Source organism: Streptomyces nitrosporeus (genome assembly GCF_008704555.1).
Classification (GTDB): Bacteria; Actinomycetota; Actinomycetes; order Streptomycetales; family Streptomycetaceae; genus Streptomyces; species Streptomyces nitrosporeus.
Window position 1 is genome coordinate 6,932,881 of record NZ_CP023702.1, and the last position, 15,668, is coordinate 6,948,548.

At 74.7% G+C, this 15,668-nt stretch carries 13 protein-coding genes; 7 read left to right on the forward strand and 6 right to left on the reverse strand.

What is annotated here, in order from left to right; genetic code table 11:
* The first annotated feature begins 18 nt into the window (after positions 1–18).
* On the forward strand, positions 19–558 hold the full coding sequence (locus CP967_RS30700) for an EF-hand domain-containing protein (protein WP_150491094.1): 540 nt from the start codon (positions 19–21) through the stop codon (positions 556–558).
* Positions 559–657: 99 nt separating this feature from the next.
* Here CP967_RS30700 and CP967_RS30705 read toward each other — a convergent pair whose 3' ends face one another.
* The 5 genes from CP967_RS30705 to CP967_RS30730 are packed head-to-tail and all read right to left on the reverse strand — an operon-like array spanning position 658 to position 6,709.
* On the reverse strand, positions 658–1,128 hold the full coding sequence (locus tag CP967_RS30705; RefSeq protein ID WP_150491095.1) for a DUF6917 domain-containing protein: 471 nt from the start codon (positions 1,126–1,128) through the stop codon (positions 658–660).
* Positions 1,125–2,174 carry a Gfo/Idh/MocA family protein gene (locus tag CP967_RS30710; protein ID WP_150491096.1) on the reverse strand — a complete coding sequence of 350 codons (1,050 nt, stop codon included), beginning with the start codon at positions 2,172–2,174 and terminating at the stop codon, positions 1,125–1,127. Before CP967_RS30710 ends, CP967_RS30705 begins: the two co-directional genes overlap by 4 nt.
* The gene (locus CP967_RS30715; RefSeq protein ID WP_150491097.1) at positions 2,171–3,289 is read right to left on the reverse strand and encodes an Ldh family oxidoreductase; all 1,119 of its coding nucleotides are present in this window, start codon (positions 3,287–3,289) and stop codon (positions 2,171–2,173) included. The genes CP967_RS30710 and CP967_RS30715 overlap by 4 nt, the downstream gene beginning before the upstream one ends.
* Positions 3,286–5,691 (reverse strand): M20/M25/M40 family metallo-hydrolase, encoded by a 2,406-nt coding sequence (locus CP967_RS35310; RefSeq protein WP_308436095.1) that lies wholly within the window; start codon positions 5,689–5,691, stop codon positions 3,286–3,288. Before CP967_RS35310 ends, CP967_RS30715 begins: the two co-directional genes overlap by 4 nt.
* Positions 5,681–6,709 carry a Gfo/Idh/MocA family oxidoreductase gene (locus CP967_RS30730; RefSeq protein ID WP_150491098.1) on the reverse strand — a complete coding sequence of 343 codons (1,029 nt, stop codon included), beginning with the start codon at positions 6,707–6,709 and terminating at the stop codon, positions 5,681–5,683. The genes CP967_RS35310 and CP967_RS30730 overlap by 11 nt, the downstream gene beginning before the upstream one ends.
* Before the next feature lie 337 nt (positions 6,710–7,046).
* Here CP967_RS30730 and CP967_RS30735 point away from each other — a divergent pair, with 337 nt between their 5' ends.
* From CP967_RS30735 to CP967_RS30760, 6 genes are read left to right on the forward strand one after another with little or no spacing between them, the layout of a single operon-like run.
* Complete coding sequence (locus tag CP967_RS30735) at positions 7,047–8,129, forward strand: DegT/DnrJ/EryC1/StrS family aminotransferase (protein WP_229888274.1); 1,083 nt, start codon at positions 7,047–7,049, stop codon at positions 8,127–8,129.
* Positions 8,126–9,322, forward strand: a complete 1,197-nt coding sequence (locus CP967_RS30740) for a DegT/DnrJ/EryC1/StrS family aminotransferase (protein ID WP_150491099.1) — start codon at positions 8,126–8,128, stop codon at positions 9,320–9,322. The genes CP967_RS30735 and CP967_RS30740 overlap by 4 nt, the downstream gene beginning before the upstream one ends.
* Before the next feature lie 55 nt (positions 9,323–9,377).
* Positions 9,378–10,724 (forward strand): protoporphyrinogen/coproporphyrinogen oxidase, encoded by a 1,347-nt coding sequence (locus tag CP967_RS30745; RefSeq protein ID WP_150491100.1) that lies wholly within the window; start codon positions 9,378–9,380, stop codon positions 10,722–10,724.
* Positions 10,721–12,334, forward strand: coding sequence for a class I adenylate-forming enzyme family protein (locus tag CP967_RS30750; RefSeq protein ID WP_190175037.1), 1,614 nt, complete (start codon positions 10,721–10,723; stop codon positions 12,332–12,334). Before CP967_RS30745 ends, CP967_RS30750 begins: the two co-directional genes overlap by 4 nt.
* Positions 12,331–13,266, forward strand: coding sequence for a methyltransferase (locus tag CP967_RS30755; RefSeq protein ID WP_150491101.1), 936 nt, complete (start codon positions 12,331–12,333; stop codon positions 13,264–13,266). The genes CP967_RS30750 and CP967_RS30755 overlap by 4 nt, the downstream gene beginning before the upstream one ends.
* A 6-nt stretch (positions 13,267–13,272) precedes the next feature.
* Positions 13,273–14,277: a UbiA family prenyltransferase gene (locus tag CP967_RS30760; protein WP_150491102.1), complete on the forward strand. Its 1,005-nt coding sequence runs from the start codon at positions 13,273–13,275 to the stop codon at positions 14,275–14,277.
* Positions 14,278–14,322: 45 nt separating this feature from the next.
* Here the strand turns inward: CP967_RS30760 and CP967_RS30765 are convergent, their stop codons facing one another.
* Entirely contained in the window at positions 14,323–15,495 is a 1,173-nt protein-coding gene (locus tag CP967_RS30765; protein WP_150491103.1) for a 4-hydroxybenzoate 3-monooxygenase, read from the reverse strand.
* Between the last annotated feature and the right edge of the window lie 173 nt (positions 15,496–15,668).

The following is a 15,668-nucleotide window of genomic DNA, read 5'->3' on the forward strand; positions in this document are numbered from 1 at the left end:
AAACAAGGAGATCAGCCCATGACCATGGCAGTCGAAAGCGTCGCGCAGGAGCGTCTGTCGAAGCGCTTTGACAAGTGGGACGCCAACGGCGACGGCGTGCTGGAGCCCTCGGACTTCGTCACCGAGGCCGCCGACATCGCCCGCGGCTTCGGTGAGGCCCCCGACTCGCCGAAGGCCGTCGAGCTGAAGAACGGCTTCCTGAACATGTTCGAGCAGCTCGCCGACAAGGCCGGCGTCTCGAAGCAGGGCCCGATCAGCCGCGAGCAGTTCATCCAGGTCACGGCCGAGCTGGTCCAGGGCGGCGAAGCGGCCTTCAACCCGGTGCTCGCGCCGGTCGCCAAGAGCCTCGTCGCCCTGGCCGACCGCGACGGCGACGGCTCCATCGACATCGCCGAGTTCGCCTCCTGGCTGCAGGCGCTCGGCCTCGGCGAGGCCCAGGCCCGCGAGGCCTTCCAGCAGGTCGACACCGACGGCAGCGGCACCCTCGACGAGGCCGAACTGCTCACCGTCATCCGCGAGTTCCACTTCGGCAACCTCGAGGCCGAGCTCCTCGGCTGAGTCCTCCCCGGACCGGTCCCTCGCGAAGGCACCACACACGCCGGCCGGCGGCCCCACCCAGGGGCCGCCGGCCGGCCGTCGTCGTACGGGCCGCGGAGTTCAGCCGTCCTCCCGCCCGCGAGGGGCGGCGGGAGCGAAGAGGACCGGCGTCTCCGGGGACAGCGCGAGCGCGTCCCCGGTCAGCAACCGGGGGGCGTGGACCAGGATGTTGTAGTGGTTGGGCAGGTGGCAGCCGTCGAAACCGAGAACGGTGCCCACCGGCTCGCCCCCCAGCAGCAGGGTGTCGCCCCGGTCGAGCACACCCCCCCGCTCCAGCTCGACGAAGCCGAGGAAGCCCACCCGGTCCACCCGCGCGCCCGGCTCGTCCGTCCACCGGTCGGTCGTGACCAGCTCGTGCACCTCACCACGCCGCACACACCGCGCGGCGAACGGCTCCAGCACCATGCCCCGGTCGGTGCGTGTGTGCCGGAGCACCTTCACCACGACCCCCCGCACCGCACGCTTGACGCCGTTCTCGTGCAGCGTCGCGTCCAGGGAGGGGGGCACCGGGCGGGCGGGGGACGGGATCATCGTGACTCCAGTTCGTGCTCGTCGTGCTCGTCATATCCGTCGCGCGGGCCGCGTACGTCGTGTTCTCCGTGCCCGGCGGCCCGCCGGCGCGGTGACGGCGGGCCGCCGCAGGCCTCTGCCGCATAGGCGGAGGCGACCAGTTCGAGCGCGGCCAGGCCCCCCTCGGCCGCCCGCACCGGGCCGGGCCCGTCGCAGACCCGGGCGAAGTCGTCGAGGACGCCCTCGTACTCGTGCCACAGCGACTCCTTGAAGCCGGGTCGGCCGTCCAGCATGTCCGCCCTCAGTTCGGTGCCGTCGCTCAGCCGCACCACGATGTCCTTGGTCTCACCCGGGTACGACCAGTCCAGCTCCACCAGGCCCCGCCCGCCCGGCCCGTCCAGGCGGACCACGGCCTGCCGGTCCAGGCCCGCGGCGTCCCGCACCACCTCGGCCGCGGTGACCGCCGAAGGCGCCTCACCCAGCAGCAGCCGTACCAGGTCGAAGGCGTTGGGGCCGTTGTCGGCGACGCAGCCGCCCCCGCAGCGGGCCGGATCCAGATACCAGGTGTCCGCGCCGATGTGCTCCTCGATCCGCTCCAGGTAACGCACCCGCACCGACTCCACCCGCACCGGTGAACCGGCCGGAGGCAACCGCCGTACGAGCGCGCGGACACGGTCGTTGTACCGGCGGTGGAACGCCGTGAACAGGGCGACCCCCCGCTCCCGCGAGAGCGCGGCCAGCCGCCGTCCGTCCGCCACGTCCAGAGCGAGGGGCTTCTCCACACAGACCGGCACCCCGGCACGCAGCGCGTCCTCGCAGACACCGGCGTGCGCGTGGTTGGGGACGGCCACGACCAGCGCGTCCAGATCTCCCGAGCGGAGCATCGAACGGTGCGTGCGGTAGCAGGCGACCCGGCCCCGGTACGGGGCGAGGGCCTCCTCCCGCAGATCGCAGACCGCCGTGAGCTCCCATCCGGGGAGCCGTTCGGCCGCGGCCAGGTAGAAACGCGAGATCACCCCGAGTCCGGCGATCCCCAGCCGGCGGGGCCCGTCGCCGGCGGACCTCATCGGCTCTCCTCCAGCGCGGGAAGACGCAGCCCGAGCCCGGACAGCTCGGCGTGCAGGGAAGCGGGCAGCGCCACCCCCGACGCACGGCACGCCTCGGCCCGCTCGGCCTCCGGATGCCCCGGATAGCGCACCGGTCCCCGGCCCGGCAGCGGCGGGCAGTCCAGCACCGTGCCGAACATCCTCCGGGCGTCCTCGGCGAAGCCGTCGCGGAGCATGCCCGGGGAGATCGCCAGGACCAGGAAACCGATGTCGTCGTCGCTGCCCCCCGGCCTGCCGTCGCCCTCCAGCGCCGCCGGGGCGGGGCCGCTCGCGGCACCGGGCAGCAGGGCCGCCAGCAACTCCACGGCGAGCCCCAGCCCGAACCCCTTGAACCCGCCGGTCTCCGGACCGCCCCCGAGCCAGCCCAGCCAGGCCTCACCCCGGTCGAAGGCGGCGGCATCGGTCACCGGACGGCCCGCGTCGTCGGTGAGCCAGCCCCCGGGCACCTCCCGGCCGTCCCGGGCCGCCGTACGGACCCGGCCGGTCGGCACCACGGTGGTGCTCATGTCCAGGACGAACGGACGCCCCGGAAGCGCCGGCGCCGCCACACTCAGCGGATTGGTGCCCAGCAGCGCGGCGGCGCCGAGCGGGGGACGGGCGATGCGCTGGCCCCCGCAGTTGGACGCGACCACACCGACCATGCCCCGCTCGGCGGCCCGCCGCGCGTGGACACCCGCGCAGCCGAAGTGCGTACCGCCGAGCACCGACACCAGACCGATGCCATGGCGGGCGGCCCGCCCCACCGCGAGGTCCATCGCCTCCGACGCCGCCCACAGGCCCAGCGCGCGCCGGTGGTCGAGGAGCACACAGGCGCCCAGGTCACGCCGGATCCGCGGCTCCGCCACCGGATCGGCCCCACCGGACTCCAGCAACGGCCGGTAGAGGCGGCCCAGATTGAACACACCGTGCGAGTCCATGCCGGTGAGGTCGCCGTAGCACAGGGCCTCGGCGGCCAGCCGGGCCCGCCCGGCGGGCACCCCGAGCCGGGCGAGGAAGGCGGCGGTCTCGGTGAGCAGGACCTCGTAGGAGACCCGCACCTCCTCACGGCGGCCGGCGGCGGGCGGGGCGAGGGTCATGAGGCCCCCGCTTCCGGGGTGGTACCGGTCCCTGGTTCCAGGGTCATGGTGTTCCTGCTTTCTCGGTCGGGGAGGGAAGGGAGGGGAGGGAGGGGAGGGAGGGGCGGAGAGGGGGCGTCCCGGGAGGGACCGCTCCGCGAGGGGGCGGTCCGCGAGGGGGCGGCCCGCGAGAGGGGAGCCCGCGCCGCACCGCCGGGCGGCGGGATGTCACCGGACGGTGCGGTACGGCCGTCCGCCCGGGCGGAGACGGCGTCCTCGGCGAACGTCGTCAGCAGTGCGGCGACCTGCGCGGCGAACGCCTCCAGCTCGGCCAGGCCGACAAACTCCCCCGCCGCGTGAGCGCGGTTGGCGTCCAGCGAACCCGGGCCGAGCACGGTGGTGAAGGTGTCCGGTACGCCCTGCAGCCAGATCGCGTCGCAGGTGAACGCCGGTTCGTGGTCCGGCCACCGGGGGACGCCCGCCCGCGCCAGCAGCTCCTCGCCCCAGGCCGGCTGCCCCCCGAGCGCGGGCAGACCGCGCTTCTCCCACTCCAGACGGGTGATACGGGCCGCGTCGGCGGCGGTCCTGGCGAACAGGGGCGACCCCGAGAACCGGGCGGTGAACGCCCGCAGCCCCTCCTCCAGGGCCCGGACCACAGCCTGTTCGGCGGCGGCGCCCGCCGCGGTGGAGGCGTAGGACAGGTTCAGCAGCAGACTGCCGCCGCCGTAGACCTTGTTGTGCAGGGTGCCGGTGTGCAGCCCCGCCACACACACGGTGAACGGCGGCCCGGAAGGACCGTCCGGGCCGAGGGCGTCGGCGAGGTGCTGGGCGAGGAAGCCGAGCAGTACGGAGGCGTTGTGCCCGGACTCCGGGCGGTCGTCGACGGCGTCCTCGCCGCTCACGGTGATCCTGGCGGTGGCCGCGGCCGTGGCCCGCGTCAGCGCGCGCAGCCCGGTGGGCTCGCAGAACACGTTGACCCGGCCCACGTGCCCGGCCTCGACCAGCGGTCGGGTGCCGTAGGTGCCCAGCGCCCCGCCCTCCTCACCGGCCACCGCCTGCACCAGCACCGACACGTCCCGGCCGAGGGACGGGCAGGCGCGGGCCGCCGCCGAGATGCCCGCCAGCAGCGCCACCGCGGGCCCCTTGGCGTCCACGGCCCCCCTGCCGGTGAACCGGACCCCGTCGTACGCCGCAGGCCCGCCGCCCGCCACCGTGTCCAGGTGCACGTTGAACATCACCGTGCGCTCCCGGGGCAGCCCGGGCCCCAGCCGCAGCAGCAGACTGGGCTGGTCCGCCAGGAACGCGGGGGAGGCGGCCACGGCCTTCCGTACGGGCGCCGGGGTGTCGTCCCGCAGTACCGCCGGGGCGGCGGGGGCGCCCAGCCGCACGGTCTCCAGACCGAGCCGGGCCGCCGCCGTCCGGTAGGCGTGCTGGGCGGCCCACAGGGCGTGGGGCGCACCGGGGCCGGTCTCCAGCGGTCCGGCCGTGGGGGTGTGCAGCAGATGCAGCAGCAGGCCGGTGTCGACGCCCCCCGGGGGAGGCCCGGGGGGAGCGGGGCGGGGAGCCGCGGGGGCCGGCACCGGCAGAGCGGCCAGGCGGCGGGCCGCGTGGCGGAAGAGGGCGGCGGAGTCGGCGTTCCCGTTCCGCTGCCCGGTGTGCGGTACGAGCGCCAGATGGGGTTCGAGCGAGTAGGCCCCCCGGTAACCGTGGGCCTCCAGCAGCGCCACGCAGTCGGCGACCCGGGCCACGCCGTCCCCGGGCGGGGTGTAGAAGGCGTCGCCGGGGCGGTCCCCGGGCACGGCGTCCTTGATGTGGACGTGGGCGACGTACGGCAGCAGCCGCTCCAGCATCGCGTGGGCGTCGTACCCGTACGGCACCCCGTTGCCGGTGTCGAACAGCACCCGCAGGGCGGGACTGCCCACCTCGTCCAGGAGCCGCAGCGTCCGGGAGGCGTCGGTCCCCGCCCAGCCCGCGCAGTTCTCGTGGAGGAGTTCGACGCCCAGTTCCTCGGCGCGGCGGACCAGCCGCCGCATCCGGGAGACCACCCGGGCCGCCCACTCGTCCTCGGGGAGGCCGCCGTCGGGCCAGGACATGACCCGGACGCTGCGGCAGCCCAGCACCCGCCCGTGCGCGGCGAGCCGCTCCAGCTCCTCCAGGTCGGCGGAGAAGTCGCCGGTGACCGGGCGGCCCCAGTTGCCGATCCGGGAGTCGAGGCACACCACACCGAGGCCCGCCGTGTGCAGCAGGTCCGCCGCCGTGTGTACCGCCCCCTCGGACAGCGCGGCCACCGCCGTACCGTCGACGGTACGCAACTCCAGCTGGGACCAGCCGAGTTCGCGGGCCAGGGCAATCTGGCCGGCCAGGTCCTCCGCGCCCTCGTCCCCGATGCCGGTGATCCGCCGGGCCAGGGCCTCAGAGAGCACGGACGGCCTCCTCCCGGCTCCCGCCGGCAGCGGACGCCTCCGCGCAGTGCCGTTTGGCCGCGTCGAGGAGCCGGACCGCCCCGGCGTGCAGGGCGAAACCGGCGTCCCAGGACGGGTCGTCGTGGGCGGTCGTCGCGTACCGGTTGTAGGTCCGCAGCATGAACGCGGCCAGCGCGTCGTCGCGGAAGACCTCGCGCCGGTCCCCGACGGCCAGCTGGACGTGGTCGTCGGCGTCGCTCGGCGCGAAGTGGCCGACGGCCGTGCCGTGCCGGAAGGTGAGCGTGACGTTCCGTTCGCGGACGGGGGCGGTCAGGTCGGAGACGATGCGGGTGCGGACCCCGCCGGTGTGGCGCAGCTCCAGCAGCGCGGAGCCCATGCGGGGGCGGACCGTTTCCCCGGCCCGCAGATCGGTCAGCCGGGCGCCGGTCGTCTCGGCGGGACCGGCCAGCTCCAGGACCAGGCCGAGGGAGTGCGGCACCTCCACGTCGAACGCGGTGGGATGACCGTCGTCCGGGCGCAGCGAGCGCGCGAAGCGGGGCTTGTGCTGGGCGACGTCGATGCGCAGCAGCCGCCCGAGCTCGCCCGAAGCGGTCACGGCGCGCAGCCTGCGGGCGAGTTCGGAGGCCTGCCAGTGGGCCACCACCGTGATCCGCAGGCCGTGGCGGGACCGCAGCCGCTCCACGGCGGCGAGTTCCCCGGCGTCGGCGGCCAGCGGCTTCTCCACGACGATGTCCCGGTACCCCTGGGCGGCGAGCTCCGCGAGGAGGCCGAGCCGGGCGGTGGGCGGGGTGCACACGTGCACGACGGTGGCGGCGGGGGAGAGCAGGGGGCGCGCCTCCTCCAGGGAGCGCGTCACGGTCACCCGCCCCGGGGCCGGGGCGCTCGCGTCCGGCCGTGGATCGACGGCGACGACCGGCCCCGTCCAGACGGCCGGCGACCGGGTGCGGGCGGTGTGCAGGGCCTGCAGGTGCAGCCCTGCTCCGGAACGGCCCAGTCCGACGATCAGGGGCTGTCTCATAAGGGTTATTCCATCCGGTGGATCAAGGGGGCAGCGGCGACGAATCTCGCCGCTGCCCGCGACACCGGTCAAGGAGATCTGAGGTGCCATCACCGGAAAGTATGAAGTTCCTCCGAGAATTTGAGACTTCATTCTTCCGGCTGTTACGTTCGCCGGGCAGATTTCCCGAGGGGGCACTCCAGCCGTCGGCCGATCCCTCTCGGTCCGCTGCCATTGCCGCAGTTGGCGCCGACGGTCGTCGGCCGAGAAGAATTGTTTCCGCGTGACGCCATCCAGCATTCCCTTTTTCTCTCAGGCGAAGACGTTCGAAAAGCTCTGGCCGGTCATCCGTTCGGGAGTGGAAGAAGTATTCGAAGACGGGAAGTTCTCCCATTCCCGCCAGGTCGGCCGTCTGGAGGACGCCCTCGCGCGGTACACCGGAGCCCGCCACGCGATCGGGGTGAACAGCGGCACCGACGCCCTGGTCCTGCTGCTGAAGGCCTGCGGACTGCGCCCCGGGGACCGGGTCCTGGTACCCGCCTACTCCTTCGTCGCCACCGCCACCTCCGTCGTGCTGGCCGGCGGGGAGCCCGTCTTCACCGACATCGACCCGGACACCTACGCCATGGACCCCGCGCGCGTACCGCGCCAGGCGGCCGAGGGCGCGCGGTTCGTGATGCCGGTGCACCTGTTCTCCCGGATGGCCGACATGGCGGCCGTCACCACGCTCGCCGGCGCCCACGGGCTCCGGGTGGTGGAGGACAGCGCCGAAGGCATCGGCATGCGGCAGCACGGCGTCCACGCAGGACTGCACGGGCGCGGCGGAGTGCTGTCGTTCTTCCCGAGCAAGACCCTCGGCGCCGTCGGTGACGCGGGCGCCGTCCTCACCGACGACCCGCAGACCGCCGAACGCGTCGCCGCGCTGCGCCACCACGGGCGGACCGGCCGCACCCTCGCCCATTTTCCCGGCATCTCCAACGAGACCCGCCACGTCGGACACAACAGCAAGATGGACGACATCCAGGCCGCCGTCCTGCTCGCCAAACTCACCGTCCTCGACGAGGACATCCGCCGCCGCGCGGCCCTCGCCCGGCTCTACGACCGGCGGTTGCGCGGGCTGCCCGGCATCACCCGGCTGCCCGCCGTGACCGGCGCCCCCGACGAGGTCTTCTACGTCTACCTCGTCGAGACCGACCGGCGCGACGCCCTCGCCGCCCGGCTGCGGGACCAGGGCATCGGCACCGAGACCTACTACCCGCGCCCGCTGCACCTGCAGCCCTGCTTCGCCCGGCTCGGCCACCGCCCGGGCGACTTCCCCGTCGCCGAGGCCGCCTCGGCCCGCGCCCTCGCCCTGCCGCTGTACGCCGACCTCACCGACGCCGACGTGGAGCGCGTCTGCGACGCCGTCCGCGCCTTCCACACCGGGAGAGTCCCCGCATGACCACCACCAGCGACCCGGCCGCGTCCACAGCCGGCGCCACGGGCCCCGGTACGGCCGCCGGCGGCGGCAGGATCCCCTTCTTCCCGCCCGACCTCTTCCAGGACGACCGCGACACCCTGCTCCGGCTCCTGTACGAGATCGGCACCGGCCAGGACCAGAAGTTCATCCTGGGCGAGCACACCCGCCGCTTCGAGGACGCCCTGCGCCGACGGCTCGACGCCGCCGACGTGGTCGCCTGCTCCAGCGGGACCTCCGCCCTCCACCTCGTGCTCACCGCCTTCGGGATCGGCCCCGGGGACGAGGTCGTGGTGCCCGCCTTCGGCTGCGCCCCGCTGGCCGCCGCCGTCCTGCACACCGGAGCCGTCCCCGTCTTCGGCGACATCGACCCGCTCACCCTCACCCTCGACCCCGCCGGCGCCCAGGACCTGATCACCCCCCGGACCAGAGCGCTGATGCCCGCCCACATGTTCTCCGTGATGGCGGACATGCCCCGCTTCACCGCGCTCGCCGCCGCACACGACCTGCGCCTCGTCGAGGACTCCGCCGTCGCCCAGGGCGCCGTCCTCGACGGCAGGCCCGCCGGACTGTGGGGCGACGCCGGCGTCTACTCCTTCGTCCAGGTCAAGTCGTTCGGCATGCCCGGCGAGGGCGGCGCCGTCGTCACCAGGGACGCGGAGACCGGCCGGCGGGCGCGTATGCTCCGCAACCACGGCCAGGACGGCACCCACCGGGGCCTGCACCACACCATCGGCGTCAACAGCCGGTTCGACGAGATCCAGGCCGCCTTCCAGCTCCACCGGCTGCCCGGCCTGACCGCCCGCCTCGAACGGCGTGCCCGTATCGCCGCCCACTACACCGAACGCTTCGCGGACCTCCCCGGCATCACCCCGCCCCCGCCCGGCACCGACGGCCGCTGCTACTACGTGTACACGCTGCTCGCCGACGACCGCGACGCCCTGCGCGAGGACCTCACCGCCGCCGGCGTCGACACCCACGTCTACTACCCGCGGATCCTGCCCGACCAGGCGGCCTTCGCCCCCGCCGCGGCCCACCGGCCCGGCGCCGCCTGGCCGCACGCACGACGGGCCGCCCGCCACCACCTCTCGCTGCCCGTCCACCACCGGCTCGACGACGCCCAGGTCGAGCACATCGCCGACGCCGTCCGCGCCCACGCCCTGCGCACCCGCCGGTGACCGCCGCACCGGACGGCCCCTCCACCACCCCCAGCCCAGCACGGAGCACCTGCGCATGACACCTGATCTCGACATCGCCGTCGTCGGCGCCGGCCTGGCCGGCCTCGCCGCGGCCCACGAACTGCGCCGCAACGGCCACGAGGTGAGTGTCTTCGAGGCCGCCGACGCCGCCGGCGGCCGCATGCGCAGCATCCGCCGCGACGGCTACCTCATCGACACCGGCGCCGAACAGATCTCCGCCCAGGGCTACCGCGCCACCTGGCAGCTGCTCCGCCGCGCCGGCCTCACCCCCGGCGACGTCCACCGGATCGGCCGCCCCATGGCCGTCTGGCGCGGCGGCAGGCCCCGCAACGGTGTCGGCGAACCCTACGCGGTGCTCACCGGCGCCGGGCTCTCACCCGCCGCCCGGCCCTCCCTCGCACGGTTCCTGAGCTGGAGCAGCCGGCACCGCGCCGGCCTCGACCACGACCACCCCGAGGACACCCCCCTCGGCACCGAGACCGTCGCCGCGACGGCCGGCCGCTACCACCCCGACCTGTACGACCACCTGCTGCAGCCCCTGCCCGCAGCCTTCTTCGGCTGGGACCCCGAACGCAGCGCCGCCGCACCCCTGGTCGGGCTCCTCCTCGCCGTCGGCCCGGTCTCCGCGTGGCGTGTCTACCGCGGCGGCATGGACCTCCTCGCCCGGCGCCTCGCCGACCGGCTCGACGTACGCTACGGGCACCGGGTGGAGGAGATCACCGACCACGGCACCCACGCCCGCCTCACCGTCGACGGCTCCACCGTCACCGCACGGGCGGTCGTCCTCGCGGTCCCCGCCCCCGCCGCGCTGCGCCTGCACCCCGACGCCGCCCCCGACGCCACCGGTTATCTGGCCGCCTCCACCTACCGGCCCATGTTCAAGGTGAGCTGTGCCCTGGACCGGCCCCTGGCGCCCCGCGGCGGCGGTTACGCCCTGCTGACCCCCGTGTGCGAGGAACCGGTTCTCTCGTGCGTCATCTCCGACCACCTGAAATGCCCCGACCGGGCCCCCGCCGGCCGCGGCCTGCTCAGCCTGCTCGCCTCCCCCCGGCTGATCCCCGAACTGGCCGGCGGCGACGACCGGACGGCCGCGCTCCGGATGACCACCGCCGCCGAACGCTACGTGCCGGGGCTGCGCGACGCCCTCGTGGCCACCCATGTCCACCGCTGGCTGCACGCCATGCCCGAGATCACCCCCCGCAGCCTCGTCCTGCGCGGCGCGTTCCTGCGCCGGCCGGCCCGCAGCGTCGAGTACGCCGGGGACTGGGTCGCCGCCCGCCCCTCCAGCGAGGGGGCCGCCCGCTCGGGCGCGCTCGCCGCCGCCCGCGTCCTCGCCCGCCTCGCCACCCGGCCCGCCCCCGTACAGGAGACCGCCGCATGACCCCTCATGACCTGGGCGTCCTCTTCGACGACCTCGCCGCCGCCGGCACCGCCACCCGGTTCCACCTCGACCGGCCCTTCGACCTGGCCCCGGCACGCCCGGGAACCACCGCCACCGAATGGTCCGTGCCCGGACTCGCCCTGCTCGTACGGGAGACGGCGGGCGCCCTCGCCGCGGCGGGAGCCGGGCCCGGCGAACGCGTCGCGATCGTCAAGGCCAACCACTGGGACTACGACCTGATCGCCTGCGCCGCCGTCCGGACCGGCGCCGTCCCCGTGAAGCTCTCCGGCCACCTGTCCGGCGAGGCCCTGCGCACCCTCCTGGAACGCAGCGCGCCCCGGGTCCTGGTCACCGACCTCGGCGTCCTCGCCCGTACCCGCGCCGCCGGCCTCACCGCGGCGGCCACCACCACCGTCGTCCTCGACGCCGAGGGCGAACTCCCCCCGGGCGCCCTGCGGATGAGCGACCTGCGCGGCCATGCCGACCCCGGCCCGCGCCCCCGCCACGACGACGACCCCCTGGCCGTCGTCCACACCAGCGGCACCACCGGCGTACCGAAGCTGGTCATCCACACGACCCGCACCCTGATCCACCACCTGGCCCGGTTCGAGACCCTGCCCCTCCCGCGCATCGGCGTACGCCGCGGCGACAGCCTCTTCAACTCCAGTGCCTACGCCCACGGGCGGACCCTCTGCTGGACGGCCGTCGCCCCGGCGCTCGGACCGCGGCACATCTCCCTGGCCTCCGGGGAGTGCCCCGGGACCACCGACCTGCTGCTGCGCGCCCATCCGCCCACCGTCGTCGAGGCCCTGCCGTCCCGGTACGTCCGGCTGCGCCCGCTGACCCGGCGCCTGGACAACCCCTTCCGGAACGTCCGCACCTACATCAGCACCTACGACGCCGTGCACCCCCCGGTCGTCCGCGCCTACCTCCAGGCCAGTGCGGAGCGCCGCCCCCTGTGGATGCAGGGCTGGGGCCAGAGCGAGACCGGCCCGCTGACCTTCGCCTTCCACACCCGCCGCTCCGTGGCCCGGGCCGCCGACGGCACCGCGACCACCGTGCGCGGCCTCGGCCGCCCGGTGCCCCTGAAGACCCGGCTCAAAGCGGTCGACCCCGGCACCTTCCGCCCCGTGCCCCCCGGCACCCCCGGTCTCGTCCTCTGCCGGACCAAGGCCGTCGCCCCCGGCTACCTGGGCGAACCGGAACGCTGGGCCGCCAAGCGGCACGGCGACTGGTGGAACACCGGGGACATCGCGACGATCGCCCGGGACGGCAGTGTCCGGCTGCTCGACCGGGAGGTCGACCACTCGCCGGAACTCAGCTGCCTGCACGCCGAGGACGTCATCGAGGACCTGCTCCCCGAAGTCCTCGAATGCGTCGTCCTGGCCCGCCCGGGGACGGAGCCGCTGCCCGTCGTCGTCACCGAGGACGGACTCCTCGACCCGGTCCGCTGGAAGCGGGCCACCGGAGAGCTGCCCGCCCTCGCCGACCCCGTCGTGGCCGGCTGGGACGACATCCCGCGCACCGGCACCGGGAAGGTCCGGCGCACCGCCCTGCTGGAACAGCTGACGGGCAGTGCCCGGACCCGCGGAACCGGCCGCTGGACATGACCGGGCACCCCTCCGCGCCGCCCGGAGCCGCCGCCCCGCCCCGCGCCGTCCCGGGGACCGCCGTCCCGCGGCGCGGACCCGGAGCCCCCGCCCCCCGCGGCTATGTCTTCGACAACGACAGCCCGCACAGCGCGCACCACCACGACTGCCTCGAACGGGCCCTCGATCCCCTCACCCTGGACCACCTCACCGCCGCCGGTGTGGCCCCCGGTATGCACTGCCTGGAGATCGGGGCCGGGGCGGGCAGCGTCGCCCACGGTCTGGCCCGGCTCGTCGCACCCGGCGGCACCGTCACCGCCACCGACGTCAAACCCGGGCTCATCGCACCGGCTCCCGGCCTCACCGTGCTCACCCACGACGTCGTCACCGACCCGCTGCCCGAAGCCGCCTACGACGTCGTCGTGGCCCGCCTGGTCCTCCAGCACCTGCCCGAGCGGCAGGAGGTGCTGCACCGGCTGCTGCGCGCGCTCAGGCCCGGAGGGCTCCTCCAGATCGACGAGTTCGACGCCGGCCGGGAACCCTGTCTGCTCGCGCCCACCGAGGACGACGCCCGGCTCTACGAACGGTTCACCACGGCCAGGGCGGACCTCATGCGGGCCGCCGGCGGCGACCCGTCCTGGGGCCGCCGGGTGGCGAAGGCCCTGCGCGACACCGGCTTCACGGGGATCGGCATCCGCCCCCACGTCCTGCTGCGCGCCCCGGGGACACCGGCCCTCGGCCTGCAACTGCACCACCTCGCGCACCTCGCGCCCCGGCTGCTGGACTCCGGCTTCACCCCGGACGAACTCGACCGGCTGCGCGCCCTCATGAACCACCCCGGGTTCGCGGCCCTCACCGGTGTCCTCCACTCGGTCCAGGGCCGCCGCCCCGCCCCGGACACGTGGCCCGGCGGCACCCCGCGAACCGGCACGACCCCTACCGAGACCCCCTGAGGCGACATGACCGACAGCACGCTCACGACGAGCACCACCACCCCGGACCCCGCGAGCGGCGCGGACCCGGCCCGCCCGGCGGCCCGTACCGGCAGCAGGATCCGGGTCTACGCCAGGCTCGGCAAACTCGACGTCTACGACTACTACCTGGGCACCTTCATCGTGCTGTCCGCCGTGCTGCTGCCCGCCGGGGCACTCACCGCACGCACCGCGGCGCTCCTCGGGGTCTTCCTCGCCGGGCAGATCCTGCTGCTGATGGCGATGACCGCCTTCGACGACGTCACCGGCTACCGCGACGGCAGCGACATCACCAACTACGGCCCCGACCACCCGCTGCGCAACGTACAGCGCAAGCCCCTGGTGGCCGGGACGCTGACGGTCCCGCAGGCGCTGCGGTTCGCCTGGGTCTGCGCCGCCGGCGCGGCGCTCCTGTTCGCACTCGCCGCGGCCCTCGCCCCGCACCGCCCGGCGTGGACGGCGGCCGGCCTGCTCGTCCTGTGGGTGGTGACCCTGCAGTACTCCTACGGCGCCAAGCTCAGCTACCACGGCTTCCAGGAGGTCTACCTGGTCGCCCTCGGCTTCGCCCTGGTCATCCTCCCGTACGGCATGATCACCGGCCAGGCCACCGGATTCCTCCTGGTCCAGGCCGTCCTCTTCGGCTTCGGCCCCCTGATGTTCGGGGTCTACTCGAACACCAACGACGTGGAGGGGGACCGGTCGGTGGGCCGCCCCACCGTCGCCGCCCTGACCTCGGAGCGCGGCAACGCCCTGTTCATCGGCGTGCTCTCCCTCGCGGAGTTCCTGACCATCGCGGTCGCCTGCGCGGTGGGCGTCGCGCCCTGGTGGTTCGTCCTGCTGATGCTGCCGGCCTCCCTGCTGCGGATGCGCCAGTACCTCCTCGGCTTCCGGCGCGGCGACATCATGCGGGCCCGCCGTACCGGCTTCGCGGTGCACCGGCTCGGTGTCGTGCTGATGGTGGCGGGCAACCTCCTGGCGGCGGCGGCCGGGTGACCGCCACGGGCCGGGGCCCCGGGCGGTATCCGTCCGGGACGGCTTCTACGGCAGCGGCAGCCCCGCGTAGTTCATGGCGAGTTCGGCGGCCGCGTGCTTCGATTCCGCGATCCGGTCGAGCTGCGAGATCTGCAGCCGGGTCTCGAAGCCGCTCTGCTCCGGGTCGGTGTGGAGCGTGGTGGTCATGAAGTACGAGAAGTGCTCGGCCCGCCACACCCGGCGCAGACAGGTGTCGGAGTAGGCGTCCAGCTGCTCCTTCGACCCGGTTCGCCGCCACTGGATCAGCGCACGGCCCAGCACCACCACGTCCGCGACCGCGAGGTTCAGCCCCTTCGCCCCGGTCGGCGGCACGATGTGCGCGGCGTCCCCGGCGAGGAAGACCCGCCCGTACCGCATCGGCTCGGTGACCGAACTCCGCATCGGCAGGACGCTCTTGGAGGTGATCCGGCCGCGCTCCAGCTTTCCGCCCGGCAGCCCCGAGCGGGCGTCCAGCTCGTCCCAGATCCGTTCGTCCGGCCAGTCGGCCGGGTCCGTTCCGTTGGGGACCTGGAGGTAGAGCCGGCTGACCTCGGGGGAACGCATGCTGTACAGGGCGAAGCCCCGGGGGGAGTGCGCGTATACCAGCTCCTCGCAGGACGGCGGCACATCGGCCATGATCCCGAGCCAGGAATAGGGGTAGACCCGCTCGAAGGTGCGCTGCACGCCCTCGGGCACGGCGGCCCGGACCACCCCGTGGAAACCGTCGCAGCCGACGACGTAATCACAGGTCAGGGTCTTGTCCTGGCCATCGTGGGTGTAGTGGATCACCGGCCGTCCGGTGTCGGCGCCCTCGACGGCGCGGACCCGGGCCTCGAAGTACAGGGCGGCCCCGTCGGCCAGTTGCAGGGCGACGAGGTCCTTGACCACCTCGGTCTGGGCGTAGACCCAGACCTTGCGGCCGCCCGTCAGGGCCGGGAAGTCGATCCGGTGGCCGCGGCCGTCCCACCGCAGTTCCACCCCGTCGTGGACGAGGCCTTCGGCGTCGAGCCGGGCCGCCGCCCCCGCCTCGCGCAGCGCGTCGACGGTGGACTGCTCCAGCAGTCCGGCCCGCTGGCGCTGCTCGACGTAGGCGCGGTCCCGGCTCTCCAGGACGACGCAGTCGACGCCCGCCCGGTGGAGCATCCGGGACAGCAGCAGCCCGGCCGGGCCCCCGCCGACGATTCCGACAGTGGTGTGCATGGTGGTCTCTCCTCCGGAGCGGGCGCCCCGGCGCGACACGCGGGGCATACGGACGGACCTCGGACGTCCGGGCGCCGCGGACGCACGTCGGCCGAGGTGTGTGTACGGGGGCGTACGCCCGGCGAGGGCGTACGGGAAGGACGCCGGGTGCCGTGCGGCGGCGGAACCGCCAC

Excerpts from the sequence above, each read along its gene's own strand:
- CP967_RS30700 (WP_150491094.1), top strand. The coding sequence starts at position 19 with ATGACCATGGCAGTCGAAAGCGTCGCGCAGGAGCGTCTGTCGAAGCGC.
- CP967_RS30710 (WP_150491096.1), bottom strand. The coding sequence starts at position 2,174 with ATGAGGTCCGCCGGCGACGGGCCCCGCCGGCTGGGGATCGCCGGACTC.
- CP967_RS30750 (WP_190175037.1), top strand. The coding sequence starts at position 10,721 with ATGACCCCTCATGACCTGGGCGTCCTCTTCGACGACCTCGCCGCCGCC.
- CP967_RS30705 (WP_150491095.1), bottom strand. The coding sequence starts at position 1,128 with ATGATCCCGTCCCCCGCCCGCCCGGTGCCCCCCTCCCTGGACGCGACG.
- CP967_RS30755 (WP_150491101.1), top strand. The coding sequence starts at position 12,331 with ATGACCGGGCACCCCTCCGCGCCGCCCGGAGCCGCCGCCCCGCCCCGC.
- CP967_RS30730 (WP_150491098.1), bottom strand. The coding sequence starts at position 6,709 with ATGAGACAGCCCCTGATCGTCGGACTGGGCCGTTCCGGAGCAGGGCTG.
- CP967_RS30715 (WP_150491097.1), bottom strand. The coding sequence starts at position 3,289 with ATGACCCTCGCCCCGCCCGCCGCCGGCCGCCGTGAGGAGGTGCGGGTC.
- CP967_RS30740 (WP_150491099.1), top strand. The coding sequence starts at position 8,126 with ATGACCACCACCAGCGACCCGGCCGCGTCCACAGCCGGCGCCACGGGC.
- CP967_RS30745 (WP_150491100.1), top strand. The coding sequence starts at position 9,378 with ATGACACCTGATCTCGACATCGCCGTCGTCGGCGCCGGCCTGGCCGGC.
- CP967_RS30765 (WP_150491103.1), bottom strand. The coding sequence starts at position 15,495 with ATGCACACCACTGTCGGAATCGTCGGCGGGGGCCCGGCCGGGCTGCTG.
- CP967_RS30760 (WP_150491102.1), top strand. The coding sequence starts at position 13,273 with ATGACCGACAGCACGCTCACGACGAGCACCACCACCCCGGACCCCGCG.